Origin of the sequence: Campylobacter sp. JMF_01 NE2 (assembly GCF_027737365.1) — a bacterium.
GTDB lineage: Bacteria > Campylobacterota > Campylobacteria > Campylobacterales > Campylobacteraceae > Campylobacter_B.
Window position 1 is genome coordinate 448,243 of sequence record NZ_JAOVTR010000002.1, and the last position, 26,729, is coordinate 474,971.

General features: G+C 41.4%; 26 protein-coding genes. 10 read left to right on the forward strand and 16 right to left on the reverse strand.

Features of this window, described 5'->3' with window-relative positions; genetic code table 11:
- Positions 1-30: 30 nt before the first annotated feature.
- The 5 genes from OFO01_RS05490 to abc-f are packed head-to-tail and all read right to left on the reverse strand — an operon-like array spanning position 31 to position 5,825.
- Complete coding sequence (locus OFO01_RS05490; protein WP_270859187.1) at positions 31-1,203, reverse strand: hypothetical protein; 1,173 nt, start codon at positions 1,201-1,203, stop codon at positions 31-33.
- Entirely contained in the window at positions 1,200-1,844 is a 645-nt protein-coding gene (locus OFO01_RS05495) for a uracil-DNA glycosylase (protein ID WP_270859188.1), read from the reverse strand. Before OFO01_RS05495 ends, OFO01_RS05490 begins: the two co-directional genes overlap by 4 nt.
- Positions 1,844-2,638, reverse strand: coding sequence for a peptide chain release factor N(5)-glutamine methyltransferase (prmC, locus tag OFO01_RS05500; protein WP_270859189.1), 795 nt, complete (start codon positions 2,636-2,638; stop codon positions 1,844-1,846). The genes OFO01_RS05495 and prmC overlap by 1 nt, the downstream gene beginning before the upstream one ends.
- Positions 2,635-3,864: a M48 family metallopeptidase gene (locus OFO01_RS05505; protein ID WP_270859190.1), complete on the reverse strand. Its 1,230-nt coding sequence runs from the start codon at positions 3,862-3,864 to the stop codon at positions 2,635-2,637. Before OFO01_RS05505 ends, prmC begins: the two co-directional genes overlap by 4 nt.
- Positions 3,865-3,872: 8 nt before the next feature.
- Positions 3,873-5,825, reverse strand: a complete 1,953-nt coding sequence (gene abc-f, locus OFO01_RS05510) for a ribosomal protection-like ABC-F family protein (protein ID WP_270859191.1) — start codon at positions 5,823-5,825, stop codon at positions 3,873-3,875.
- A gap of 124 nt (positions 5,826-5,949) precedes the next feature.
- Here abc-f and OFO01_RS05515 point away from each other — a divergent pair, with 124 nt between their 5' ends.
- Both OFO01_RS05515 and OFO01_RS05520 read left to right on the forward strand, forming a co-directional pair.
- Positions 5,950-7,272, forward strand: a complete 1,323-nt coding sequence (locus OFO01_RS05515) for an MATE family efflux transporter (protein WP_270859192.1) — start codon at positions 5,950-5,952, stop codon at positions 7,270-7,272.
- Entirely contained in the window at positions 7,248-8,183 is a 936-nt protein-coding gene (locus OFO01_RS05520) for a M48 family metallopeptidase (RefSeq protein ID WP_270859193.1), read from the forward strand. Before OFO01_RS05515 ends, OFO01_RS05520 begins: the two co-directional genes overlap by 25 nt.
- Before the next feature lie 91 nt (positions 8,184-8,274).
- On the opposite strand, the gene OFO01_RS05525 is transcribed toward OFO01_RS05520, so the two are convergent.
- The 6 genes from OFO01_RS05525 to dnaJ form a co-directional block, all read right to left on the reverse strand.
- On the reverse strand, positions 8,275-9,198 hold the full coding sequence (locus OFO01_RS05525; protein WP_270859194.1) for a hypothetical protein: 924 nt from the start codon (positions 9,196-9,198) through the stop codon (positions 8,275-8,277).
- A gap of 65 nt (positions 9,199-9,263) precedes the next feature.
- The gene (locus tag OFO01_RS05530) at positions 9,264-9,476 is read right to left on the reverse strand and encodes a hypothetical protein (RefSeq protein ID WP_270875520.1); all 213 of its coding nucleotides are present in this window, start codon (positions 9,474-9,476) and stop codon (positions 9,264-9,266) included.
- Between the two features lie 116 nt (positions 9,477-9,592).
- The gene (locus OFO01_RS05535) at positions 9,593-9,754 is read right to left on the reverse strand and encodes a FeoB-associated Cys-rich membrane protein (protein WP_270859196.1); all 162 of its coding nucleotides are present in this window, start codon (positions 9,752-9,754) and stop codon (positions 9,593-9,595) included.
- Position 9,755: 1 nt separating this feature from the next.
- Positions 9,756-12,134 (reverse strand): ferrous iron transporter B, encoded by a 2,379-nt coding sequence (gene feoB, locus OFO01_RS05540; RefSeq protein WP_270859197.1) that lies wholly within the window; start codon positions 12,132-12,134, stop codon positions 9,756-9,758.
- A 24-nt stretch (positions 12,135-12,158) separates the two neighbouring features.
- Complete coding sequence (locus tag OFO01_RS05545) at positions 12,159-12,386, reverse strand: FeoA family protein (RefSeq protein ID WP_270859198.1); 228 nt, start codon at positions 12,384-12,386, stop codon at positions 12,159-12,161.
- Between the two features lie 19 nt (positions 12,387-12,405).
- Positions 12,406-13,500: a molecular chaperone DnaJ gene (gene dnaJ / locus OFO01_RS05550; protein ID WP_270859199.1), complete on the reverse strand. Its 1,095-nt coding sequence runs from the start codon at positions 13,498-13,500 to the stop codon at positions 12,406-12,408.
- Positions 13,501-13,615: 115 nt separating this feature from the next.
- On the opposite strand from dnaJ, the gene OFO01_RS05555 reads away from it, so the two are divergent.
- The 8 genes from OFO01_RS05555 to fldA all read left to right on the forward strand — a co-directional run bounded on the left by OFO01_RS05555 (position 13,616) and on the right by fldA (position 21,341).
- Positions 13,616-14,287, forward strand: a complete 672-nt coding sequence (locus OFO01_RS05555) for a response regulator transcription factor (RefSeq protein WP_270859200.1) — start codon at positions 13,616-13,618, stop codon at positions 14,285-14,287.
- A complete protein-coding gene (locus tag OFO01_RS05560) occupies positions 14,284-15,528 on the forward strand; it encodes an ArsS family sensor histidine kinase (protein ID WP_270859201.1) in 1,245 nt (414 codons plus the stop codon). The genes OFO01_RS05555 and OFO01_RS05560 overlap by 4 nt, the downstream gene beginning before the upstream one ends.
- Complete coding sequence (gene recR, locus OFO01_RS05565; RefSeq protein ID WP_270859202.1) at positions 15,525-16,094, forward strand: recombination mediator RecR; 570 nt, start codon at positions 15,525-15,527, stop codon at positions 16,092-16,094. Before OFO01_RS05560 ends, recR begins: the two co-directional genes overlap by 4 nt.
- Before the next feature lie 18 nt (positions 16,095-16,112).
- Complete coding sequence (gene murC, locus OFO01_RS05570; RefSeq protein ID WP_270859203.1) at positions 16,113-17,420, forward strand: UDP-N-acetylmuramate--L-alanine ligase; 1,308 nt, start codon at positions 16,113-16,115, stop codon at positions 17,418-17,420.
- Positions 17,421-17,429: 9 nt separating this feature from the next.
- Entirely contained in the window at positions 17,430-17,771 is a 342-nt protein-coding gene (locus OFO01_RS05575) for a hypothetical protein (RefSeq protein ID WP_270859204.1), read from the forward strand.
- A complete protein-coding gene (locus OFO01_RS05580) occupies positions 17,768-19,978 on the forward strand; it encodes an endonuclease MutS2 (protein ID WP_270859205.1) in 2,211 nt (736 codons plus the stop codon). Before OFO01_RS05575 ends, OFO01_RS05580 begins: the two co-directional genes overlap by 4 nt.
- A 121-nt stretch (positions 19,979-20,099) precedes the next feature.
- On the forward strand, positions 20,100-20,846 hold the full coding sequence (locus OFO01_RS05585; RefSeq protein ID WP_270859206.1) for a hypothetical protein: 747 nt from the start codon (positions 20,100-20,102) through the stop codon (positions 20,844-20,846).
- Positions 20,847-20,849: 3 nt separating this feature from the next.
- Positions 20,850-21,341 (forward strand): flavodoxin FldA, encoded by a 492-nt coding sequence (fldA, locus tag OFO01_RS05590; RefSeq protein ID WP_270859207.1) that lies wholly within the window; start codon positions 20,850-20,852, stop codon positions 21,339-21,341.
- A gap of 141 nt (positions 21,342-21,482) precedes the next feature.
- On the opposite strand, the gene OFO01_RS05595 is transcribed toward fldA, so the two are convergent.
- The 5 genes from OFO01_RS05595 to rpsL all read right to left on the reverse strand — a co-directional run bounded on the left by OFO01_RS05595 (position 21,483) and on the right by rpsL (position 26,438).
- On the reverse strand, positions 21,483-22,010 hold the full coding sequence (locus OFO01_RS05595; RefSeq protein ID WP_270859208.1) for a hypothetical protein: 528 nt from the start codon (positions 22,008-22,010) through the stop codon (positions 21,483-21,485).
- Between the two features lie 256 nt (positions 22,011-22,266).
- Positions 22,267-23,238: a hypothetical protein gene (locus tag OFO01_RS05600; RefSeq protein WP_270859209.1), complete on the reverse strand. Its 972-nt coding sequence runs from the start codon at positions 23,236-23,238 to the stop codon at positions 22,267-22,269.
- A gap of 195 nt (positions 23,239-23,433) precedes the next feature.
- On the reverse strand, positions 23,434-25,509 hold the full coding sequence (gene fusA, locus OFO01_RS05605) for an elongation factor G (RefSeq protein ID WP_270859210.1): 2,076 nt from the start codon (positions 25,507-25,509) through the stop codon (positions 23,434-23,436).
- 9 nt (positions 25,510-25,518) lie between these two features.
- Positions 25,519-25,989, reverse strand: coding sequence for a 30S ribosomal protein S7 (gene rpsG / locus OFO01_RS05610; RefSeq protein ID WP_270859211.1), 471 nt, complete (start codon positions 25,987-25,989; stop codon positions 25,519-25,521).
- Between the two features lie 74 nt (positions 25,990-26,063).
- Positions 26,064-26,438, reverse strand: a complete 375-nt coding sequence (rpsL, locus tag OFO01_RS05615) for a 30S ribosomal protein S12 (protein ID WP_270859212.1) — start codon at positions 26,436-26,438, stop codon at positions 26,064-26,066.
- Between the last annotated feature and the right edge of the window lie 291 nt (positions 26,439-26,729).

Genomic DNA, 26,729 nt, shown 5'->3' on the forward strand with positions numbered 1-26,729 from the left:
TGCAATTCCTTTCTAAAAAAATTTGAAATTTTAATTTAATTTTTGAAATTTACCCTCGCCGACCTCGTAAATTTTGGTATCAAACCTAAGGCCGTTATCATAAAATTCCTCGCTAAATGCCCGTTCGTAGCGGTTTAATGCAAAATTTGAATAAAAATAGTCAAACCCGCTAAGCGCGCTGTATGCAATCCACTCGTAGCGCAAATCCACGCCAAGGCTAAGCGCGCGATGAAGCAGTGAGTTTGAAACCGGCGAAATGGAGTTTGCAAGGTAAAATTTCCCGCCAATCGCGCTTGGAAGCGCACCGATAATCTCGCCGTCAAAGCCCACTTGCGTGGCAAGCAGGTTTTGCGTGTTTAGCTTTTTGTGCGAAATTTCGCCGATTACGGAGAGTATTTTAGAGCTTGGCAAATTTAGGATAAAATTTGCATTTTGTGGCAGTTCGCCCTCAAAATCAAAAACCGCATTTCGATTGCTTTTAATCGTGTAAAACTCCTCGATATTGCGACTATCAAACGCCATATCGTTTAGCACCTGCGACAGCGCGCTCTCATCGCCGATAGCGTATAAATTCTCAGCGAAACGCCCCAGCAGATACTGCATTTGCTCGCTATAATCAATACCGCCAAAATATATATTATTCGACACAAACCCGCTTAAATTTTGATTTAGCGTCGGCACAAAAACCATACTACTATACTGCGAGTTTTCATCTACTATATCCACGCCAGATCTATTTAATGGAGCGATTATGAGGGCGACATTATCGCGCTCCATAGCTTCAAGTGCCGCTATAATGCCCTCCTCGCTCTCATTTCCTATGTAATAAAAGCGCAAATTCGCCTGCAAATTTCTCTCGCTCACAAAGGCCAAAAGCGCATTTGCAATGCTATCGGCGCGCGAGCCAAGGATATTTTGCGCCATTAAAACACCCACTTTAAAGCCCGAATTTTGCGAGTTTTCAATCGTCGCACTCATCGCATTTGCCACGAGATTATACACCTCGCCTTTCTCGCTGTCTGGATCCCATAGCGTATATCCCTCATCTAGGCTTTTTTGGATAAAATCCTCGCCCTCAAACAAAATCTGGGTGCTAGAATTTTCATCATCGCTTATCGTAAAATTTAAATCTTTTAGCGAAATATTTTCGTCATCGTGCGCCAAGCAAAAAACAGCGATTAAAAGCGCAATAATCGCTCTCACAAAAATTCCTTTATCTTGCGCAAATCATCGTGAAAAAGTGGAATTTGGCTTGGGTTTTGGCTTAGGAAATTTAGATCAAATGTCGGTATAAAGGTAATCCCGCCCTCACGAAATGGCGTGCCGTGAATCAGCCTTATATCTGGGAGGTTGTTGTTTTTAAGCAAAATTTTAGCGCACAGCTCGCCAAGGCAAAGCACGACTTTGGGGCGGATTATTTTAATCTCGTCGATAGCGTAGGGAGCGCATTTGAGTATGATTTCAGAGGTGAGTTTTTTATTTAAATTTAGGGCGCATTTTATCAGATACGACGCGTAAATTTCGCCGATTTCCAAACCACAAAGCTCCTTCAAACTAACCCTAAATTTCTCGCCCAAATTCCCGCTAAATGGCTCACCGCTCTCATCTTCTGCGTGCGTTGGGCACTGAGAGATTACCATTATTTTGGCGTTCTTATCGCCATAAGGCACCATAGCGTGGGTGCGTGTTTTGGATAGTTCGCACAGCGCGCAGTTTTGCACGCTATGCGAAAGGCTATCAATATCGCTAAAAAATCTCTCGCCACTAGCAAGGATTCCAGCGTCGATATACCTGTAACCAAACGCCTTGTAGCAAAGCAACCTATGAAGTTTCGAGCCCTGCATTAATTCATTTTCCTTGCGACAAATCCGCGATCAAACCCAGCTAAATCTTTGTAAAATTCAAAGGCAAATCCATGCTCGCTTAGCGTTTCTTGCATGCTTTGCTTTTGGTCATACCCCATTTCGCAAAGCAGGTATTTCGTGCGATTTTCGCTTAAAAAGATTAGTTTTTTTAGCTTCTCATCGCCCTTCTCGCCGCCAATTAGCGCCAAATTTGGCTCTTTTAGCACTCTCTCATCGAGCTTATACGAGGAGGCGATATATGGCGGATTTGATACTACGATATCGAAATCCCCCTGCACCCCGCTTAGGTATTCACAATGCACAAATTCAATATCCACGCCCAAATTTTTGGCGTTTTTGCGCGCTACTTCAAGCGCACTTTCGCTGATATCAGTGGCGGTAATTTGCGCATCTGGGAAAAATTTTTTAAGGCAAATCGAGATTATCCCGCTTCCAGTGCCGACCTCGCAAATGCGCGGAGTTTTGAAAAGATGAGCCACGCTAAATGCTTTATCGACCAAAATTTCAGTCTCAAAGCGCGGTATTAGCACCCGCTCATCGACGAAAAACTCAAAATCGAAAAATTTGCACTTGTTTGTGATGTATTCAAGTGGCACGCCAGAAGCGTAAATTTCGACACTTTGGCGAAATTTTTCCTCGTTTCGCATAGCGTGGTTAAAGAGCATTACAAACTCTTCGTTGCTTAAATTTTCGCTAAATTTCAAAAGCTCCCTTGAAACATACCTAGAATTTGTCCTGCCGTGCGCCCATTTTAACGCCTCGAAAATTTTCATTCTAGCTCCTTGATACGCTCATACAGGCTCGGGTGCGAGTGGTAAATCGCGCTGTAAAGCGGGTGAGAAATCGGAAAAGTTTTGTTTTCGCTACCAAGTTTTTTAAGTGCGCTAATCATATCATTTTTACTCGCATTATCTGCGCCGAACCTGTCCGCGCCAAACTCGTGCATACGGCTAAATTTCGACATTACAGGCTCTAAAAAACTCTGCAAAATCGGCAAAAACAGCATGATAAAAATCAGCGTTGCACCGCCATCGCGCACCAAATTTAGCGCGTCAAAAACCCCCTTTGTAGCCAGATTTCCAAACACGCCAAAAATCACAATCAGCATAAACGCCCCAAGCGCGATATTTTTGAGTATGTCGCCGTGTTTGAAATGCCCTAGTTCATGCCCCAAAACTGCCAAAATTTCGCTCTGGCTTAGCTTTTTTATCAGCGTATCAAAAAGCACGACCTTTTTACTCGCCCCAAGTCCGCCAAAATACGCATTTAAGCGATTATCGCGCTTGCCTGCGTCGATGACGAAAACGCCACTACTTTTAAAGCCACATTTGCCCAGCAAAATCTCAATTTGCGATTTTAACTCGCCCTCAGCTAGTGGCGACATTTTGTTAAACAGCGGCGCGATTAGTGTGGGATAAATCAAATTTATCAGCAAAATCAGCCCAAACGAAAAGCCAAATCCATACACCCACCAAAACTGCCCCAAATTTTGCACGCAAAAAACTAGCGCAAAAACCACCAAAAAGCCAAAAATTAGCGTAAGTGCTAGGGCTTTTAGCTTATCAGCGATAAAAATTTTAGGCGTGATTGTAGAAAATCCTAGTTTTTTGTCTTTGACAAAAGTAGCATAAATTTCAAACGGCAAATCAATCACCCCGCCAAGTATGATAAAAGCCAAAACAAAAATGCTTTGGATAAAGATACTCGCGCCGCCCTCCAAATTTGCGCCGCCCCCTCCAAATTTGGCGTAGATAAATTCCTGCAACGCACCCGCACCATAACAAATCCAAAAAATCGCGACCAAAAGCCCAAACGCAAGGCTAAAAATTTCAAATTTCAAATTCGTAATGCTGACAATTCCAGCCTTTTGATAGTCTGCTTCGCTTAAAATCACGGCTGGTTTTTTGGCGTTTTCCTTGATAAAATTTAGCTGTAAAAGGGCTAGTGAAATTTTATAAATCGTGTAAATTATATAAATGATTATCAAAAAATAAAGCATAAATTTTCCTATTTTAAATTTTCAGCCAGCGAGAGCACCTCGAAATATTCGTTTTCCATTTGATTTAATGCACCCTTTTTCTCTTCGAGCTCTTCAAAAAGCGGTTGAAGCCCGATTTGTTGGTAAATTTCAGGGGTTGAAAGAGCGTGATTTAGCTCTTTTATTCTATTTTCTATCTCTTCGATTTTGGCTGGATATTCTTCTAAAATTTTGTTTTGTTTGTAGCTAAGTTTAGTCGTGGCGGTTTTTTCTTTTTTATTTTCTTTGATTTCGGGCGCAGTATCCCCCACGCTAGAAGCGACCTCACTTTCATAAATTTCAAGGTCTTTTATCTCGTCTTCATACTCCAAATACTCGCTGTATGGTATGTAAATCTGCTCGATTTTGCCCTTTTCAAACGCCCAGAGCTTGTTTGTGATTTTGTCGATGAAATATCTATCGTGGCTTACAATGATGACAGCCCCCTCAAAACTTAGCAAATAATCTTCCAAAATGTTGATTGTAGCGATATCCAAATCGTTCGTCGGCTCGTCTAAAATAAGGCAGTCGTATTGCTCGGTAAAAAGCTTGGCAAGGGCTACGCGGTTTTTTTCGCCACCACTTAGCACACTTACTGGTTTATCCAAAAATTCTTTTGGGAATAAGAAATTTTTAAGATAGCCATAAACATGCATATAATGTCCGCGCACCATAATGTGATCTCCGCCGTTTGGGCAAAAAATCTCAATCAAACTCTTATCGCCTGAAATTTCAGACCTAGCCTGATCAAAATAGCCGATTTTGATATCGCCCCTTTTGATCTCGCCCCCGTCAATGCGGGTTTTGCCAATCAGCATTTTTATTAGTGTGGATTTACCTGCGCCGTTTGCGCCGACAATTCCAATTCTTTCCCCTTGTAAAACCCTAGCCGAAAAGCCCTTAAATAGGTCCTTGCCGTTTAAAATTTTGCTTACATTTTTGCACTCGAAAAGCATTTTTTTGCGGTTCTCGCCACCTGTGCCGTTGAAATTCCTACTAGCGCGTTCAAGCTCCAATTTCACGCGCCTTATCACGCCCGGATTTTTTTTGGCTTCTTCTCTCATGGCTAGCACGCGGGCTTTGCGACCCTCGTCGCGTTTGAGGCGCGCTTTTACGCCACGATGAAGCCACTCTTCTTCGTATTTTAGCTGTTTTAAAAGCGTTTCATGGGATTTTTGCAAGCTAGCTAAAATTTCTTGTTTGCGCCTTAGATAGTTTTCGTATCCGCCATCAAAAAAGCTTAGTTTGCCCTCTTCTATCTCGATACTTCTAGTCGCAAGTTTGTCGATGAAATAGCGATCGTGCGAGATGAAAAGTATGGTTTGCTTCGAATTTAAAAGCATATCCTCCAAAAATCTCACCATATAGACATCAAGGTGGTTTGTCGGCTCGTCAAGTAGCAAAATATCTGGCTTTTTTAGCACCAGCGCGCCAAGGGCGACGCGGCGAATTTCGCCCCCACTTAGCGTGCAAGCCGAGCGGTTTTCGTAAATTTTAAGCCCAAAATGCTCCAAAATTCGCTCGATTTTATTGTCGATATTCCAGCCGTCTTTGGCGTCGATAAATTTATTTAGCTCATTTTGGCGGGTTAGAAGTGCTTCGTTTTGGGGGTCGTTTGAGATTTGTTCTAAAATTTGGTTGTATTCATCAATGGCATCGTAGATTTCTTTGAGTTCGCGTTTTAGGGCGTCTTTGACAGAGAGATTATCGTCAAATTTCGGGCTTTGTTCTAGCATTTGGATATTTATGCCATTTTGCGTGATGACGCGACCGCCGTCGATTTCATACTCACCAGCGATGATTTTCATCAGCGTAGATTTTCCGCCGCCGTTTTTGCCGATGATTGCGACTCTCTCGCCAGAGCTCAGGCTGAAATTCACGCCGTCAAGGACAGTGTTTGAACCGAATTTTTTAACTACATCAATCAAATCAACTAATGCCAAAATTTGCCTTTATAGATAAAATTTGTCGATTGTAGTAAAAAAAATATTAAATTTGAATAATTTCTAAATTTAATCTATGAATTTTTCGCTAAAATGCGCTTCTTATTTTAAAAAAAGAGAATTAATGAAGGAAATTTCACTAACAAAACTAAGCCTAGCAATCTATGCGGATATGTTTTTGCGCCTAGTTACCGCGCTGATTAACACCTACATGATAAGCCTTGTCGATGTCAGGCTCGTGGGCGCGCTAGGCGCTGGCAATCAGGTATTTTTGCTTTTTATCACGGTTTTTGGGTTTTTGGCTGTGGGTTGCTCGGTCGTGGTCGCCCAAGCTCTGGGGGCTAGGAATAAAATTTTAGCCCTGCGCGCAATACATACTAGCATTACCTTTAACGCCCTAATCGGCGGACTTAGCGGGGTTTTTGTATTTTCGTGCGCCACGCTTTTGCTCCGTGCCTTACAAGTGCCAAGCGAACTTCTCGCTGATAGCACGATTTATCTAAAAATCATTAGCATTGTCTTTGCAATCGACGCTGTGGCGATAGTTTTTAGCGCAATAATCCGCGTGTATGGCTATGCCAACTACATAATCATCATCTCAGTAACGATGAATATCATCACGCTAGTGGGAAATTTTATCGCACTTTTCCAGCCCTTTGGACTGCCATTTTACGGGCTTTTTGGCGTTGGAATTAGCACGATTATCGGGCGGATTGTGGGCGTGATACTTTTCGCGCTAATTGCTGTAAAAATCATAAAACTGAAATTTTACTTTTCAATGTTTTTGAAAATAAAATTTGAAATTTTACGCAAAATTTTATCCGTGGGACTACCGAGTGCTGGGGAAAATCTGCTTTGGATCACGCAATATCTCGTCGCCTTTGCCTTTGTGGCGAGTATGGGAGAGGCAAGTCTTACGGTGCAGACGATTTATTTTCAGATTTCAAGTTTTATTTTCTTTGGCGGAAGTGCCATTAGCATGGCAAATGAGGTCATCGTAGGCCGCCTAGTGGGCGCAAAAGAGCCAGAACGCGCGTATTCGCACACCTTTCACGCGCTAAAAATCGGTCTAATCGTCACGGCCTTTTTCATCGCGATTGTCTTTTTCGCGCGCGAGCTAATCATGAGCACGCTAAATCTGGGCGGGGCGCACAAAGAAATCATGCGGCCGCTGTTTTATCTAACGATAATCTTAGAGCTTGGGCGCACTTTCAATATCGTTTTCGTAAATGCTCTGCGCGCCAGCGGCGATGCGAGATTTCCGTTTTTAATGGGGCTGATTTTCATGTGGGGCGTGTCGCTTCCGGTGGGGTATTTTTTAGGCATTTCGCTTGGAATCGGGATTTTGGGCGTTTGGATTGGGTTTTTGTGCGATGAGTGGCTCAGAGGCGGGGCGAATACTTGGCGGTGGATTAGCAAAAAATGGCAGAGCAAACGATTAGTCTAAATTTGGGCGAAATTTGCGTTTTGGCGAGTTTCAAGCGCGTAAAATACGCTAGGATTCGCATTAGCCCTGATTGCGCCGTGCGTGCTAGTGTGCCGTGGTTTTGGAGCGTGAAAAGGGCGCAGGAATTTATCGCCTCGCATGAAATTTGGATTAAAAAAACCTTAGAAAAATACGAAAATTTGGCGCTAAAAGAAAACGAGAGTGAAATTTTAGGGCAAATTTATGAGCTGAAATTTGGCGAGAAATTCGCGGATTTGCGGAATACTGCGCCGAAATTTAGTGCGCAAAATTTTAGTGGTGGCGATACTGCGCCGAAATTTTGCGAGAGTGGCGCGAGTGATAGTGCGCTAAAATTTGACGCAAATTTTGCGAGAGATACTGCACCTAGTGCCACGCCAAACACGAACTCCACGAACGCCCAGTCCGCCCAGTCCGCCACGCCAGCCACGCCAGCCACGCCAGCCACGCCAGCCACGCCAGCCACGCCAGCCACGCCAGCCACGCCAAACGAAATTTTGGCGCAAAATTTGGCGAAATTTAACGGCAAAATCGCCATTTTGGAGAGTAAAATTTACTGCGCAAACGAGATAGAATTTGCGAAATTTAAGAAATTTTTGGCGTTAAATTTATACAAAGATTTGATTAAACTCTACTTGCCGTTCGTGCAAAAGAGCGTCAATCGCCTAGTCGTGCGCGATATGAAGACGCGCTGGGGCAGTTGCAACAGCGCGAAGGGCTACATAAATTTGTCGTTAAAATTGGTCGAAAAAGATTTGCGATTTATCCACTATGTCGTGCTTCACGAGCTAACTCACCTCATCTACGCCCACCACAGGCATGAATTTTACGACTTCATAGCTGGGATTATGCCTGATTTCAAAGAGCGAATTAATCTGGTGAAAAATAGATAATTTGCACCCCTATTGTCATTGCGAGCGAAACGAAGCAATCTACGCGTGCAAAATTTAGAGAATTTTTAAAATTTATCAAAATTTATAATCTTTATTCTGCCTTGTTTAGCTCACTAGTAGCCTTGTGAATTCTGCTAGAATTACTCATTTTTGTCTCCTTATTAGAAAAATTTGGTTTTAATTTGTTGTCAATATCTCTGTTAAATATAGTTAAAATATATTGTCTTAATTCGTCGTGGTCTTTTTGATTAAAATAAAACATATTGATAGTTGGAGCAACTTTCCACCTTTCGATCGAAGCCCACTCTATGTTTATTTGAAATTTTCTAGCATATTTCCAAAAATTTTTAAGAGTTTTATTTGATTTTTTATAAATTCCCATAAAGACTAAAATTTCTAAAAATTCAGCTACAAATAACATAAATATTGTGATAAGCACACTCAAAAAGAATAGTCCGAAACTATCCCTAGAACCTAAATTTATGATTACAAACGCACTAAGAAATCCCCAACCAAAACCTGTTGTTATAATTGTTTGCATAAAAGAATAAAAAACCATTTTACTTTCTTCTTTTTTTACATGCGAAATCTCATAACTAATTGGATTATCATAAGGATTGCAAAGCACAATCCTATCTCCCATAACTCGGAAATGTATTGTCTCATCGACTTGATTTTTATGATTGTAAAATACAGCTTTTGAGTTGTAGAAATAAGTATAATGTGATTTCATATTAGAAATATTTAAAAAATCAAGCAATAACATAAAAAACATTATAAATCCAAAAATAGCAATCGTTCGTATAGTTTCATGGGTTTCCAAATATCTGTATTCAAATTCATCAAATTTGTTTAAAATAAACAATGAAGCAGTAACCCAAAATGCAAAAATTAGTAAAAAATGGAAAGCCAAAGCCCAGCTAGCATAATTACGCAAAACCAACGGTTCCTTATCGTAATCCCTCAAATTCTTATTTTTATTAAAAATATCGTTTTTAAAATTTCTGTTTTCCAAATTTAATCCTTTTATAAAATCTCGGTCAGTATCTGCGATACTAAAATTTTTAAATTCACAAACCCTCACTCACACTTCTTGCTTTGCTCTGCGATTAAGCCAAGCTTTTTAAGCGTGAAATTTAATTTTAGTATATGAGCTTGTAGCTCTGATTTGGCTTCTATGGTAGCAATTAGCGAGTTTATCGCTTCAATTTTATTACTAAAATTTCGCAATGACACGAAATTTGCGTTTTGGAATTTTAAAATCGTAGATTGGCACGAATTTTTGCTTCGCAAAAATTCCCCTAATGACAGATTTAGCAAAATTTGCACTTTGATTACCGCGCAATGACAAATCAGGCGCAGGGTTCATAGGTTCGTGCCAAGCGCACCTTGCAAAGGCAAAATCACCCTCACTCGTCTTTTTTGCACTCTTGCGGGTTGTTGCAGCCACAGCCCTCGCATTTGTTGCAGGAATTTTTGTTTTTCGCAAAGCTTCTTGCCGCCAAAAACAAAAGCCCGCCAAGCACCACTAAAACCGCGATTGTTCCGATATTTTGTGTTAAAGTTTGCATATCAAATTTTCTCTTTATAAGGTTTTGCTAGCATTAAAATCATCAGCGCAGCGCACGCACACGCCACGAAAAGCCACACTCCCACGCCTTGCGCACCACTAAAAAATCTGCCAAATTGATAAATCATAAGCGCGACCGCGTAAGAAAACAGCGTCTGATACACAAGCGCAAACGCCGTCCAGCGCGCACTTCTCATCTCTTTTGCGATTGTCGCCATTGCCGCTATGCAAGGCGCACAAAGCAGGTTAAAAGCCAAAAACGCATATCCACTAAGCGTGTCAAGCCCCGAAAAATCGAGTATCCCAAAGACCGCCACGACCTCTTCTTTGGCTACTAAGCCCATAAGCGTAGCGATTGCGGACTTCGCGTCGCCAAAGCCCAGTGGCGCAAATAGTGGCGCCACAAACGCGCCGATTTTGCCGATAAAGCTATCGTTTAAATCAAGCTCTATATCAAAGACAAAGCCCCCCTCAGCCAAGCCAAACCTCGATCCGCACCAAATCAGCACCGATGAGATGAAAATTATCGTTCCAGCATTTTTGATAAACGAGCTAACGCGCTCTTTGACGCTTCGGTAAATATTTTTCAAGGTCGGCATGTGATATGGCGGAAGCTCCAAGACAAAAGGCGCAGGTTTGCCCGCAAACATAGGCGTTTTTTTAAGCATTAGCCCAGAAATCACAATCGCGCAAATCCCCAGAAAATACGCACTAGGCGCCACCCACCACACTCCGCCAAAAAGCGCAGCGGAAATGAGCGCAATCATCGGCATTTTCGCCGAACACGGCATAAATGTAGTCGTCATAATGCCCATTTTGCGGTCTTTTTCGCTCTCGATTGTGCGCGTAGCTAGCACGCCGGGCACGCCACAGCCCGTGCCGATTAGCATAGGGATAAAGGACTTGCCACTAAGCCCAAATTTGCGAAATGCGCGGTCCAGCACGAAAGCCACGCGCGTCATATATCCGCACGCCTCCAAAAACGCTAAAAAGATAAAAAGCACCGCCATTTGTGGCACGAAGCCAAGCACTGCTCCAACGCCACTAATAACGCCGTCGATGATGAGGCTTTTTAGCCACTGCGCGCAGTTTATGCGCTCCAAAAACTCGTCCATTACCACAGGCAGACCGCGCAGATACAGCCCATACTCGCTAGGATTTGGCAAAATTTGGGCCTCTAAATTCGCACTAGCTAGTGAAATTTGCTCTTTTAAATTTTCGTTTGAAATTTGCGAAATTTCACCGCTTAGTGCGTCAAAATTTTCGCTAAATGCGCCAAAATCGCCTTCATTGCAAGCTGTTTTTAAATTTTCGCTAACCGCGCTAAATTCAGGATTTATCAAATCTAATGCGCCCACAAATTCGCTCGTGCAAATTTTGCTTTGCAAATGCTCGCCAAGAGCCTGCTCGTATTTTTCGCTACTTCCCACGAAAAATCCGTCGCCAAAAATCCCGTCATTTACGGTGTCTGTCATCAGCCCGCCCACGCCTGTAACCGAAGTGTAATACACGATAAACATAATCACCGCAAAAATCGGCAAAGCTAGTATCCTATGCGTCAAAACCTTGTCGATATTTTCACTGGCATTGGCGACAAAATCTGTGTTTTTGATAAAACACGCCTCTTTTACACGCGCAATATAGTTGTATCGCTCGTTTGCGATAATCCCCACGCTATCGTCATCTAGCTCGGCTTCACAGGATTTGATTTTTTCCTCGATTAGGCTAAATTTGGCTTTTTCGATTTTTAGCTCTTTTAGCACGCTCTCATCGCGCTCGAAAATTTTAACCGCATACCACCTATCGCCCTTTTCGCCCTTTAAAACAGCGTCTTCGATATGCGCTAGCGCGTGTTCGGCCGGGCCACAAAAATCGTGTTTTGGGTGCGGGGCAGGGTTTTTGCTAGCCTCGATTGCTAGCTCCACGCATAAATTCGTGCCGATATTTTTAAGCGCAGAAATCTCCACACACGGCGCACCAAGGGTTTTGCTAAGAAGTTTTAAATCGATTTTATCGCCTCTTTTGCGCAAAATATCGGTCATATTCACAGCGATTACCATTGGAATTTCAAGCTCCAAAAGTTGCGTGCTAAGGTATAAATTTCGCTCTAAATTCGTGCCGTCGATGATATTTAAAATCACATCTGGATTTTCGTGCAAAAGGTAATTGCGCGCCACAATCTCTTCTGGCGTGTATGGCGAGAGCGAGTAAATGCCCGGCAAATCGGTGATTATGATATTTTCTTTGCCGATTAAACAGCCCTCTTTTTTTTCAACCGTTACGCCCGGCCAGTTGCCGACAAAGGCATTTGCGCCAGTTAGGGCATTAAAAAATGTCGTTTTGCCGCAATTTGGATTTCCTACAAGTGCGATTTTTATCATTTTTACTCTTTAAATTTGCAAATTTTATAAATTTTCGACCTCTATCAATGACGCGTCGGCCTTGCGTAGCGAGAGCTCATATCCTCTCACGCCTAGCTCCAAAGGATCGCCTAAGGGGGCTGCTTTTTTTAGCTTTATCTCAATGCCTTTTGTAATCCCCATATCCATAATACGGCGCCTAAGTGCGCCGTCTCCGTGGATTTTAACCACCTTGACACTTGCGCCGATTTTTACCTCGTTTAGCCTTTGCATAAATTCTCCATAAATTTCATTATTTAAAGAAATTTTTGATTTTGCTTAAAATTCCCTCGTCATTTTCGCCAAAGCTAGCTTGCAATTCGCGCAAAAGCTCGGTTTGTTTGTCGTTTAGTTTCTTTGGAGTTTGGACGCTGATTTGCACAATCAAATCGCCTTTTTGCTTCGTTCTGATATTTGGCGCACCCTCGCCATGAATTACAAATCTATCCTTATCCTTGCTTCCGACTTTTAGTTTTAACTCGGTCTTGCCCTCAGGGGTTGGCACTTCGATACTCTCGCCCAAAATCGCTTGGGTGAAAAATACAGGCACTTCGATATATAAATCATCGCCGTCGCGCTCGAAATGGTTATCAGCGCGCACTCTTACTAGCACATACACATCGCCAACTTCGCCTGTTTTAGAGACATTTCCTTTGCCCCCTAGGCGAATTCTTTGCCCATCATCAATGCCAGCTGGTATGTCAAATTTGACGCTGATTTCCTCCTCGATATATGCCTTGCCACCGCAATCTTTGCATTTTTCTTTTATGCTCTCTCCGCTTCCACCACACGCGCTACAAGTCTGAATAAAGCTCATATATCCGCGTCTTGCCATGATTCGTCCAGAACCACCGCATGTTTGGCAGGTGTGTTTTTTCTTGTCTTTTGAGCCGGTTGCGTCGCAGGTAGGGCATGGTTTTTTGATTTTGTATTTGACATCTTTATGCACGCCGCGTAGAGCTTCTTTAAATTCCAAAGTAACGGCTAATTCTGTATCTATGCCATACGGATCGACGCTTCGTTTGGCTCTGCTACCGCCTCCGCCAAAGGCTTGCTCGAAAAAGTCGCTAAACATCGAACCAAACCCAAAGGCATCTCCTGCATTGCCGCCACCGCCAAATCCGCCAGATAAGCCCTCTTTGCCGTATCTATCATACATTTTGCGTTTTTCTTCATCGCCTAGGACTTGGTAAGCTTCGTTTATTTTCTTAAACTGCTCTTCGCTCTCTTTGTTGCCTTGGTTGCGGTCTGGGTGGTGCTGCAAGGCTAGTTTGCGAAATGCCTTTTTTATCGTTTCAGCGTCCGCGTCGCGCGCCACGCCTAAAATATCATAATAATCTTCTTCCATTATCTCTCCTAAACTAAAAAGGCTCAATTTTATCTAAATTTGCTAAAATGCAAGTTAAGATTTAACTATTTTACAATATAATGCAAAATTTCAAAATTTTTATAAAGGACGCGTCATGGTAAATGTGCTTATGATCGAAGACGATAGCGAATTTGCTACTTTGCTAAGTGAATATTTGGCTAAATTTAATATCAATGTTACAAATTTCGAAGACCCATATATCGGACTAAGTGCCGGAATCAAAAACTATGATTTGCTAATTTTGGATTTAACTCTTCCTGGCATGGACGGACTGGAAGTATGCAAAGAAATCCGCGAAAAATACGATATTCCAATCATCATTAGCTCGGCCAGATCTGATGTCAGTGACAAGGTCGTGGGGCTTCAAATCGGAGCAGATGATTATCTGCCTAAACCTTACGATCCAAAGGAAATGCACGCGCGCATTATGAGCCTAATTCGCCGTTACAAAAAAACAATCGAAAAAGAAGAAACCGTCGCTGATAGCGTATTTCGCATAGATGAAAAACGCCATGAAATTTACTTTGGCGAAGAGGCACTCGTGCTAACTCCGGCTGAATATGAAATTTTAGAATACTTAATCAAACAACACAGCTTTTCTGTTTCGCGCGAGCAGTTAGTATATCACTGCAAGAGCCTAAAAGACAAAGACTCAAAAAGCCTTGATGTCATCATCGGTCGCCTTCGCACAAAAATTGGCGATAATTCAAAATCACCAAAACATATTTTTTCAGTTCGCGGAATCGGATATAAGCTCATCGGATGAAGCACTCTTTAATCACGAAAATTACGATATTTTTCGTAACTGCGATAATTTTGGTTTGCGTGCTGTTTATCACATTTGGGCGAATTCAAATGAACAAAGCCCTAGGTAGCATGCAAGCAAACCAAATCAACGCCGTAAATTACCTACTAGAATCCTACAAACGAAACAACCCGCCACAAGATATCGAAAGCTATTTTTCAAATTTTGGCTTGGAGCTTGTCAAGGATAAAAATTTAGTCCAAAATGTCCTAATTTCAGGCAAAAAATACTTCGCGCAAGAAACTGCCATAGGCGAGATTAGCTCGATCGAGTATAACAACACTCTGTTTTTAAATATCAAAAACAACTCAATGGTCGTGGTTTTTGAGAGCATTGGCACCAAAAATTTAAACGATCCGCTCTGGGTGGGATTTTTGATTACTATTGTGGTTTTGTTTTCGCTGTATCTCTCGATTTTACGCAGTTTCGCGCCACTAAAAAAGCTTAGCAAAAACATAAAACAATTCTCACTTGGAAATTTAGAAATAGATTTAAAACAAATTCGCCGTGAAGACGAAATCGGCCAAGTAGCACATGAATTTAACAACGCGATTATTAAAATTCAAGAGCTTATCCGCTCTCGACAGCTGTTTTTACGCACCATAATGCACGAGCTAAAAACCCCGATTGGCAAAGGCAGACTAATCACTGAAATGCTCGATGACGAGACGCAAAAGACGCGCCTTGTGGCTGTTTTTGAAAGGCTTGAAATTTTGATTAATGAATTTGCAAAAATCGAGCAACTACTATCGAAAAGCTACACGCTAAATTACCAAAAATACCATTTCAGCCTGATTTTGGAGCAGGTTCGCGATATGTCAATGCTAGATAAATGGGATAGCTTAGTTGCCGAAAATATCGAAGATGACGCCATTATCAATGTCGATTTTGGGCTTTTTGCCTTGGCGATTAAAAATTTAATCGACAATGGCCTAAAATATTCCAGCGATCACCATGTAAGTGTGATTTGCGACGAAAATAAAATCAGCGTAGCCAACCACGGAGCCGCGCTTGAAAAATCCTTCGAGCACTACAAACAAGCCTTTATTCGCAACAAAAACGAAAAGGCCACTGGCATGGGGCTTGGGCTATATATCATAGATAAAATTTGCGAACTTCACAAATTTAGCTTTACTTATAATTATTCAGATAATACACATTATTTTTCTATAATTTTCAACAATCCAGGCAGTAAAAAATGAGTGCAAATGATAAATTTGAAGAGCTAGTTGCTAGCTTCGAAAAGCTCCCGGGCGTGGGCAAAAAGTCGGCTTTGCGTTTTGCGTATTATGTCAGCGTGCAAAATTCAACCCTCGGACTAAATTTAGCTCACAATATCGAAGAAGCTGTGCGGGGGCTGAAAAAATGTGAAATTTGCGGTGCGATTTGTGAGGACGAGATCTGCGAATACTGCGCCGATGAGGAGCGAGAGAGCGAGAAAATCGCCATAGTAGAGAGCCCAAAAGATATTTTTATCTTTGAGAGTAATAAAATTTTTAATGGCAAATATTTTGTCTTAGAAGACGCTAGCGAAGAAATCATCGACAAACTTCGCGCCATGATAATCCAAAATGGCGCAAATGAGCTGATTTTTGCGCTAACGCCTAGTATAAATTCAGACGGAATTATGCTCTATGTCGAGGATAAACTCTCTGATTTAAATTTGCGTTTTAGCAAACTTGCCCAAGGCGTGCCAACTGGCGTAAGCTTGGATAATATAGATATGCTTTCGCTTATGAAGGCAATCAACGGGCGCACGAATATTTGAAATTTAAAAGGAAAAATAGTGAAAAAGGTTCATTTCATAGGCATTGGCGGTATCGGAATCAGCGCGCTGGCTAGATTTTTGCAGGAGCGAAACTACACGATTTCAGGCTCTGATATTTCAGAAAGCCCAACCACGATAAAACTACGCGAAAGCGGTATGGATATCAACACCCCACACAGCGCCTCGGCGATAAAAGACCAAGAGGTCGTGGTGTATTCAGCCGCTATCAAAGAGGATAATGTCGAGCTAGTCGAGGCCAAAAGGCGCGGTATCAAATGCCTATCGCGCAAAGAAGCCCTGCCTTATGTGCTAAAAGACAAGCATGTATTTGCCGTGGCTGGGGCGCATGGCAAAAGCACCACGAGTGCGATTGCCTCATCGCTGATAAATGGCTCGGTTATCATCGGCGCGATTAGCAAGCAGTTTGGCTCAAATATGAAATACGAAAACAGCGAAAATATCATTTTCGAAGCCGACGAGAGCGATTCTAGCTTTCTTAACTCCAACCCCTATGTCGCCGTGGTAACCAACGCCGAGCCAGAGCACATGGATCATTACGACAATGATTTAGACAAATTTCACGCCGCATATCGCGGATTTTTAGAAAGGGCTAAAATTCGCGTTATCAACGCCGAGGACGAATTTTTAGGCTCGTTAAATTTAAGCGCGATTAAACTCTACCCTTCGCGCGATATCACGGATTTAAAAATGGTTTTACGCGATAATCAACCCTATCTTAGCTTCAATCTCAAAGAGCTTGGCAGATTCGAGGTTTTTGGGATTGGCGAGCATATCGCAATAGATGCTTCGCTAGCGATTTTAGCCGCTGCGTGCGAGACGGGGCTAGAAAACATACGCCAAAATTTATTAAACTACAAAGGCATTAAAAAGCGTTTTGACATACTCTGCGCTAATCCAAATTTCGTCCTAATCGACGATTATGGTCATCACCCCACAGAGATCGCCGCTACGCTAAAAAGCGCGAAAGAATACGCCGCCTTGCTAGGCATTAGCAAGATTACGGCGATTTTCCAGCCACACAGATACAGCAGGTTAAAGGCAAATTTAGCCGGGTTTAAAGAGTGCTTTGGAGAAGGCGTAGATTTGGTGATTTTGCCTGTGTATGCAGCCGGCGAGAACCCAAACGGCGTGGATTTAAAAGAGGAGTTTAAAGGCCTTAATCCGCTTTTTGCCGAGAGAGTATTTAGAAACGGCGAAAAGATCGAATTTAGCGATATTTTTGGCGTGCGCCATATCATCAATGACGGCCTAGTAATCGGCTTTGGCGCAGGTGATATCACATATCAGTTGCGTGGAGAATTTTAAGGAAAAGTTGTGCGATTTTTGATTTTTATTTTTGCGTTTTTATTCATAGTGGCGATTTTTTTCGTGGATAATAAAATTTTAAATGCGAAATTTAAAATTTTGCTTACTGCGATTATTTTATGCGTGGGAGGTAGCGCCTATTTTTACGAAAATTTTAGCGCAAATTTTGCTAAAAATTCTCAGCAAATCGTAAATGCCTTTAACGCTGGAAAAAGCGTGAAATGCCGTGGCGAGAGCGTGGAGAGCGCGCATTTTACCTACTCGTTTTCGCTAAATTCCTTCATCGCCAAAAAAGACGCCCCACACCCATACAACGGCAAAATTTACGAGATTAAAGAGTGTGAATTATGAACATAGACGAGCTGTTTAAAAAACTCGATTTAAGCGAGTATTTGGCGAAATTTAACTCATATTTGGCGCGCGAAAAACCGCTATTTTTGCACGGCGATAGCAAGATAAATTTCGAAAAAATAAATGAATTTGCTAAATTTGACATAAATCCTTGCGAAACTATCGCAAATCTCGATGACGCGCTAATGCGCCTTGGCAAACACGCCGTGCTTCACATAAGCGAAATTTACGAATTTAGCAAGATTATCCGCTATTTTTTGTATCTAAAAAGGCAAAACTTCGAAGGAAAACTGCGCGCGTATCTCGATAAAATCGAAATTCCAGATAGCATAAAAGCCATAAAAGACTATTTTGACGAAAACGGCGCCTTCAAAGACAGCGTCGATGAGCGTTTCATCGCGCTAAACGAGGCTTACAAAATCAAGCGCGAAGAGATTAATCAAACCCTAAAAAAGCTAATCTACACAAAATCCATTTCGCCCTACCTAGCCGACACGCAGATTCACTATATCAACGACAGCGAGACGCTTTTGGTGCGAGGCGGATTTAACCACGCGCTAAAAGGCGCAGTTTTGGGGCGCTCAGCAAACGGATATTTTTATGTCGCACCCGATGCTGTAACCGCGCTCAAATCGGCTCAAAGTGCGATTTTGGATAAAAAAGAGGAAATCATTTTTGAGCATTGTAAAATAATTAGTTCAAATTTCACCAAAAATTTGCCGTTTTTGAAATTTATAAACTCGGCTTTCGACGAAATCGACGGACTTATCGCAAGAGCGCAGATGATGAGAGCAAACGACTATGAAATCGTGCTAGCTGATAGTTCAAAAGATATAGTAATTAGCGAATTTGCCCACCCTGCGCTAAAAAATCCTAAAAAAATCAGCGTGGAATTTAGGGGAAAAATTTTGCTGATTACTGGCGTAAATGCCGGCGGAAAATCCATGCTTTTAAAAAGCATAATGAGTGCGTGCTTGCTAGGCAAATACCTGCTTCCTATGCGAATTTGCGCCCAAAAGAGCAAGATTGGCTCGTTTAAGGAATTTGAGCTAATCATGGAAGATCCGCAAAATGCTAAAAACGATATCTCCACATTTGCTGGGCGTATGGTCGCATTTAGCAAGCTTTTTGGGCGCAAGGATATGATTGTAGGTGTCGATGAAATCGAGCTTGGAACTGATTTCGAGGAGGCTGCGAGCCTGTATAGCGCGATGATAGAGCGCCTCATGCAAAATGATATCAAAATGGTCATCACCACCCACCACAAACGCCTCGCAATGCTTTTGGCAAAAGACGCCAATGTCGAGCTAATCGCCGCGCTGTATGATGAGAAAAACAGCGTCCCAAAATACGAATTTTTAAAGGGAATTATCGGCAAGTCTTATGCCTTTGAAACAGCACTACGATATGGTATAGCGCAAAATTTAGTCGCAGCCGCGCGCCAAAATTACGGCGAAAATAAAGAGAATTTAAACGAAGCAATCTCAAAAGCAATAAATTTAGAGCTACAATTGAAGCAAAAACTAATCACCACCGAGCAAAAAGAGCGCAAACTAGACGCCCTTACCGCCACGCTAAAAGAGCAAAAAGAAAACGCGCAAAACGAGCTAAACGCCACGATTTTGCGGCTAGAAAACGAGTATTACCGCGCTATAAACGAGGCCAAACGCACGGTTAGGCTAAATGATACCAAAGAAAAGCAACGCGCTATAAACCACGCAAACGAGCTGGTTAAGGCGATTTCTAAACCGGAATTTAGTGCCAGCGAGCCTGTGGATTTCAAGGTCGGCGATCGCGTAAAATACGGCAAAATCAAGGGCGAAATCATAAGCCTAAACAAAACTATGGCGATGATTGAAAGCGACGGAATAAGGCTTCGTGTGCCACGCGATATGCTAAAACTAAGCGGAAATCAGCCAGCCCCAGCGCCAAATAAAATCAGCATAAAGGTCGAAAAACCGCGCGAAGCCTCGCTCGTGCTAGATCTGCACGGACTGCGCGCCGATGAGGCAATCACGCGCCTTGATAAATTCATCAGCCAAAGCCTTGTAATGGGCTTTGACGAGGTTATCGTAAAGCATGGAATCGGCACTGGCAAACTAGCCTACGCCGTAAAAGAGTTTCTCAAATCACACCCAAGCGTGAAAGATTTCCGCGACGGAGCCCCGAACGAAGGGGGTTTTGGAAGCAAGGTCGTCAAACTCTAAAATTTGCGTGAAATTTCAAAATTTAGTGTAAAATTTTTGCTTTTATGATATTTGGTATCAGTTAAATTTAATCTACAATCCACTATAATAATATCAAATATCAAAATACAAAAGGTTAGCGATGAAAAATTTCACACCAAATAGCGAAATTTTCGGCTTTGCTGGAAATAAAGATTTCGTGCCAGATATTTTTAAAGAATTTTGCAAAGAGCAAATTTGCCAAATTTTTTTGACGCTGTATAACGCAAATCTTGGTAGTGCTTATCAAATCCCGCATAAATTTAGCCGTAATTGCACCAAAATTCGCCAAATTTTTGATAAATTTATCAAATTTTCACTCGCCAAAAACAGCCTAAATTTCAAAAAAACAACCAAATTTTGCCTTACTTCAAATTTAATCATTTACTCATTTTTACAGGGCAAAAAGGCTCCACTTTGCGCGAGCTTGCCAAAACTCAAAGTCGCCAAAATCATCGCCCTACTCCAAAACAACGGCGAATTTGGCATTAATTTCGACGCTTCAAGCGGTTTTAAAAATTTCGTGTTTGACAAAATTTCATACAAAAACAAAAACTGCCAAATCTCGCTAAATGGCGAGGTTATTGTCATACAAAAGGGCGAATTTCGTCTTGGAATTTTGCCCTTTTTTAGGCAGGTTGGCGACGCAAACGGCGCAGGTATTCAAAGCGACATCGTCCTTGCAATCTCGCAAAATTCGCACCTAAATCTAGACACGCTATATCTAGTCTATCCTAGAAGCGAGCATTTTCGCCGTCATATCGAGGTCAAATCCCACTCTTTCGCGCCAGATTTCACTCTCAAACTCGTCCCTTACAGCATAAATAATAAAATTTTTTTGAAAGGATAAAACATGGTAGGAATTATTTTTGGTAGCTCTATGGGCAACACCGAGGACGCCGCAAAGGCGATTTCAGCGCAACTTGGCATAGAAAACGAGGTCGTAAATGTCGCCGATATCGCCCCTAGCGAGCTTGGCAAATACAGCTCGCTCATCGTAGGAAGCTCGACTTGGAACGACGGCGAGTTGCAGGACGATTGGGCGAGCTTCGATTTTAGCGCTCTTGAAGTTACGGGCAAAACCGTGGCAATCTTTGGCATGGGCGATAGCGCTAGCTACTCGGACGCCTACTGCAACGCAATGGCGGAATTATACGAAAATTTCGTCGCAAAAGGCGCCGTAATCGTGGGTGCGGTGAGCACTGAGGGGTATGAGTTTGACGCTAGCAACGCTGTCAAAGAGGGCAAATTCGTAGGCCTTGCGCTAGATAACGACAACCAAAGCGATTTGACGGATTCTAGAATTAACGCGTGGGTGGAGCAAATCAAGCCGAATTTGGCGTAAATTTATCTAGTTTGGGGGGTACTGCGCCGAGAAATTTTAAAATTTTGTGCGCCTTTTTAGATACTGCGCCGCGAAATTTAGTGGCGGAATTTCAAGCAAAAGTGGCGAAATCTCGCCACTTTTAGCTTTAAATTTTAAAATTTATTTTGTGTAAAATCCCAAAATTTCGCAAATGTAAATTCTATGAAAATCCTTGTTAGAGTACCACATTTCAGGCTCTTGCGAGCTTATAAAATTCTCTTCTTTAAAATACGAAGTGTAGAGTTTTTTGCATTTTAGTATCAAATTCGCCTCTTCAAAACCGATTAAATCCCGCTCTAACAAAACCGAATTTAGACCGCAATTTGCGGCCTTGTCCTCGTCTTTTCCACTGATTTTGCCACAGTATGCCAGAGCCTTTTTGTGTCCAGGCTCAAAAAACGAAAGGCTCATAAATTCGTTCTCTTCGCTAAATTTAAATGTGTGGCGTTGCGGGCGGATGTAGATGTGCGCTACTGGCTTTTCCCAAAGATAGCCAAATCCACCCCATGAAGCGGTCATTGTGTTGTAGTGTGGGTATTTTTCGCTAGTGCCACTGCTAACTAGCATCCACTCTTTTCCTACGCTACTAAACGGCTTTAAAACGCTATCTAAGTCCGATATTTTGGCTTCGTTAAACTTAAAACTCATTGTTTTTCCTTGTAAAAAATTCTGTAAATTTTAGCGATTTTTTGTTTAAATTTGCAAATTCGCTTTAATCTGTCATTGCAAGAAGCAACAGCGACGAAGCAATCCAGAGAAATTTAAAAAAATTTTAATTCACAATAAAATTTGATAAATTTTAAATTCGCTCTAAATTTTACTGGATTGCCACGACGGCTACGCCGTCTCGCAATGACAATAGGGTTGCTAAATTTTTTGGTGGGCAAGGATGGCCCACCCTACGCTAAAACTCATCGTTCTCTCCTTTATATTGAAGTTTATTTTCTAAATTTTTTATCTTGTTAATTTTGTCTTTCCATTCAGTAGTGTTTCGAATACCCCATTCGCCACGCCTTCGTGCTTCCGAAAATCTTTCGTAATCCGCAATCTTAGCCGTATAGCTTTTATCGCGGATTGCTATATTTTTGAAATAGTAAATTTCTTCTAGTTCATCTATTGTTTTATCGTGAATTTGTTCGTAGTATCTGCAAACTTCTTTAAAACTAATTCTATCGTCTAATAATTCTGACGCAAAAATATTAAAATACAGATTTTGTGGAATAAGCACATAGTATCGCTTATTTCTTTTTTCTATAAACGCATAATTAGTAAAAAAGTCAATCTCAAATCCCCCGTCATACACATAAGGTCTGATATATATAAAATTTTCTATAAAATCTCCGTTTTCATCGATTAAATCTTTTTGTGCGAACGGGTCAAATAACTCTTTTTTTGGTAGCGGATTGCTTTTTAAAATTTCTTCATAATTTGCTTTAACACTACCATTGTTATCGCAAATTTTAGATACGATATTCATCAATTTTTCTAAATTTAAATTTTTATCTATTTTCCAAAATCTACATTTTGTCTTGCTGCTATTATACAATGTGCAGGTTTGGTATGCTGAATGCGTATGGCTAAGTTTCCAATCGCCCCTTATGTGTCTCATTGTCTTAATTTCATCTTCGCTAAAATTATCAAACTTATATATTTTTTGCAAATGGTCTCTTAAATTTTGCTCCACCAACTCTTTAACGCTTACTTTGCCATTTTCCGTTATTTCTTCAAATGTTGCGTTATGATTATAAAAATACTCCCTATCTTGCCTGTCTTGTTCTCTTTCGTTGGCAATGTTATAATTTTTGTAAAAAACATAACAAGATGCTATTAAAATATAGGTACCTATTATAAACAATTTAATTTTCCAATTTTCCATTTTATTTCCTTTTTAATACAAGCAAAGAGATTTTAAATTGCAAAATTATTTCTACTTTATTTGTAGGGTGAGCATCCTTGCCCACCCTACGCTTTTATAAATTTAATTAAAAGCAAAATTAAAGCATAAAAAAAGCGGAGAATTCAGCAAATTCGCCGAATTCTCCGCTTAAAAAGTATTAAAAACTAGCTAAAATTAGCCGTTGCGTTTTTTGATAATTTCTTCGCTTACATTTTTTGGAACTTCATCGTAGTGGTCAAATTCCATTGAGTATGTAGCTCTACCTTGTGTTTGGCTTCTAAGGTCAGTTGAGTAACCAAACATCTCTGAAAGCGGGCAGAAAGCGTCGATGATTTTGTTTCCACCGCGTTCGCCCATGTTATTTACTTGGCCGCGGCGTTTGTTTAGATCGCCGATTACATCGCCCATATACTCTTCTGGGGTTTCTACTTCGACTTTCATCATAGGCTCTAAGATAACTGCGCCTGCTTTGCGTGCGCCCTCTTTAAAGCCCATTGAAGCAGCTAGTTTAAACGCCATTTCAGAGCTATCGACTTCGTGGTAGCTTCCGTCATATACAGTAACTTTGACATCTTCTACTGGATATCCAGCCAAAACACCGCTTTGCATAGCTTCTTGGCAGCCTTTATCGACAGCTGGGATATATTCTTTTGGAATCGCACCACCTTTGATGTCATTGACAAACTCATATCCACTGCCCGGCTCTAATGGCTCTAAGCGCAAATATACATGGCCGTATTGACCGCGACCGCCTGATTGTTTAGCGTATTTGTATTCTTGCTCGACAGATTTGCGGATAGTCTCGCGGTAAGCAACTTGTGGTTGGCCAACCTCTGCATCGACTTTAAATTCGCGAAGCATACGATCGACAATGATTTCAAGGTGAAGCTCACCCATACCGCTAATGATTGTTTGACCGCTCTCTTCGTCAGTTGCTACGCGGAAGCTTGGATCTTCTTGTGCAAGTTTTTGAAGTGCGATACCCATTTTCTCTTGGTCTGCTTTTGTTTTTGGTTCAACTGCGACGCTGATAACTGGATCTGGGAATTCCATACGCTCTAAGATAACTTTGTCTTTTTCGCTAGCTAGTGTATCACCAGTAAGTGTATCTTTTAGACCTACAATCGCGCCGATTTCGCCAGCGTAAAGCTCTTTGACTTCCTCGCGTTTGTTTGAGTGCATACGCAAAAGTCGTCCAATACGCTCTTTTTTGTTTTTACCAGAGTTGATTACATAGCTTCCGCTCTCTAACATACCGCGGTAAATTCTAACGAAAGTTAGCTGGCCGACAAATGGGTCAGTCATAATCTTAAATCCAAGACCTGCGAATTCGCCGTCGTCAGTAGATAGAACTTCTGCTTCGCTTCCGTCCTCATAAACGCCTTTGATAGCTGGAACTTCGTTTGGAGCTGGTAGATACCATACGACAGCGTCAAGTAGTGGTTGAACGCCTTTGTTTTTGAAAGCTGTTCCGCACATCATAGGGAAAAATGCTAGGCTTAGGCAGCCTTTTTTGATACCAGCTTTAATCTCTGCCTCGCTTAGCTCTTCGCCTGCGAAATATTTTTCCATTAAAGCTTCATCTGTCTCAGCGACTGCTTCGATCATTTTGTCGCGATATTCTTGTGCTTTTTCTTTTAATTCAGCTGGAATTTCGCCTACTTCTGGTGCGCTTGGGCCTTTTGCATCGTCCCAAGTAAGGGCTTTCATAGTGATTAGATCAACTACACCTTTGAAGTTGTCTTCTGCGCCGATTGGAATTTGAATCGGAACTGGTGTAGCTTTTAATCTATCGCGGACTTGTTGCTCGACATTGAAGAAATTTGCGCCTACGCGGTCCATTTTATTTACGAAAATAATTCTTGGGACTTGGTATTTGTTCGCTTGTCTCCAAACGGTCTCGCTTTGTGGTTGCACACCACCGACTGAACAAAATACAGAAACAGCGCCGTCTAAAACACGCATAGAGCGTTCAACTTCGATAGTAAAATCAACGTGTCCCGGGGTGTCGATTAGGTTGATTTGGTGATCGTTCCAAAAGCAAGTAGTCGCAGCAGAAGTAATAGTAATACCTCTTTCTCTTTCTTGCTCCATCCAGTCCATAGTAGCAGCACCCTCATGCACCTCGCCGATTTTGTGGCTCATACCTGTGAAAAATAGAATTCTTTCGCTTGTTGTAGTTTTACCAGCGTCGATATGAGCGGCAATTCCGATATTTCTAACACGATTAAGTGGAGTTTTTCTTGCCATAGTTTTCTCCTACCAGCGATAGTGAGCAAATGCTTTATTAGCTTCTGCCATTTTGTAAGTGTCTTCTTTTTTCTTAAATGAAGAACCTTTTGAATTCGCTGCATCAAGTAGCTCGTAAGCTAATCGCTCAATCATAGTTCTTTCGCTTCTTTTTCTAGCAAAAGTGATTATCCAGCGGATTGCCAAAGCTTGTTGGCGAGCAGGGCGAACTTCGATTGGAACTTGATATGTAGCACCACCCACACGGCGAGATTTAACTTCCATAAGTGGTTTTACATTTTCGATAGCGTCGTTGAAAACATCGATACCTTTGGCTTCGCCGCCTTTTTTGTCGATTAAATCAAGCGCACCATACATAATCTCAGTCGCAACGCTTTTTTTGCCGTCATACATAAGTGAATTAATAAATTTAGTGATTACTTTGTTGCCATAAATTGGGTCAGGCATAACTTCCCTTACGGGAGCTTTTCTTCTTCTCATTTTATTATTCCTTCAAATTTGAAAATTTTACTCAAATTTAACCAAAACTAAGGGTTAAATCTGTCTTAGCTAAACTATTTTTTAGGGCGTTTAGCACCGTATTTAGATCTAGAAACTGTTCTTTTTGCGACACCTGCGGTATCAAGCGCACCACGAACAATGTGATATTTAACACCCGGTAAGTCTTTTACACGACCGCCGCGAACTAGAACAATGCTGTGTTCTTGTAGGTTATGACCTTCACCGCCGATATAGCTGATGACTTCAAAACCGCTTGTTAGCCTTACTTTGGCAACTTTTCTCAAAGCTGAGTTTGGTTTTTTAGGAGTTGTTGTATAAACTCTGGTGCAAACTCCGCGTCTTTGAGGACACTCTTTTAGCGCAGGTGATTTTGACTTTACAGTCACTTTTTTGCGCTCTTTTCTGACCAATTGATTTATGGTTGGCACAGTAAATTCCTTTCATCAAAAAATTTATTAAATAAAAAAGAGATTGATTTTACTAAAAATTTGCTTAAAGGTGGTTGAAAATAAGGTAATTTATATTAAAGCTCTTAATTTAAAATCTATAAAATTCTGCCAAAACATTATCTTTAAATTTTTAATTTTTTCGCTGTCGCGAGACAAAAATGTAAATTTTAAAATTTCAAGCTATGGACTAAATTTAAAATTTAACCCATAGCGTAAATTTGGAAAATTGAGAATTTTGCAGAATTTATAAATTCTAAATTCTTTATTCAC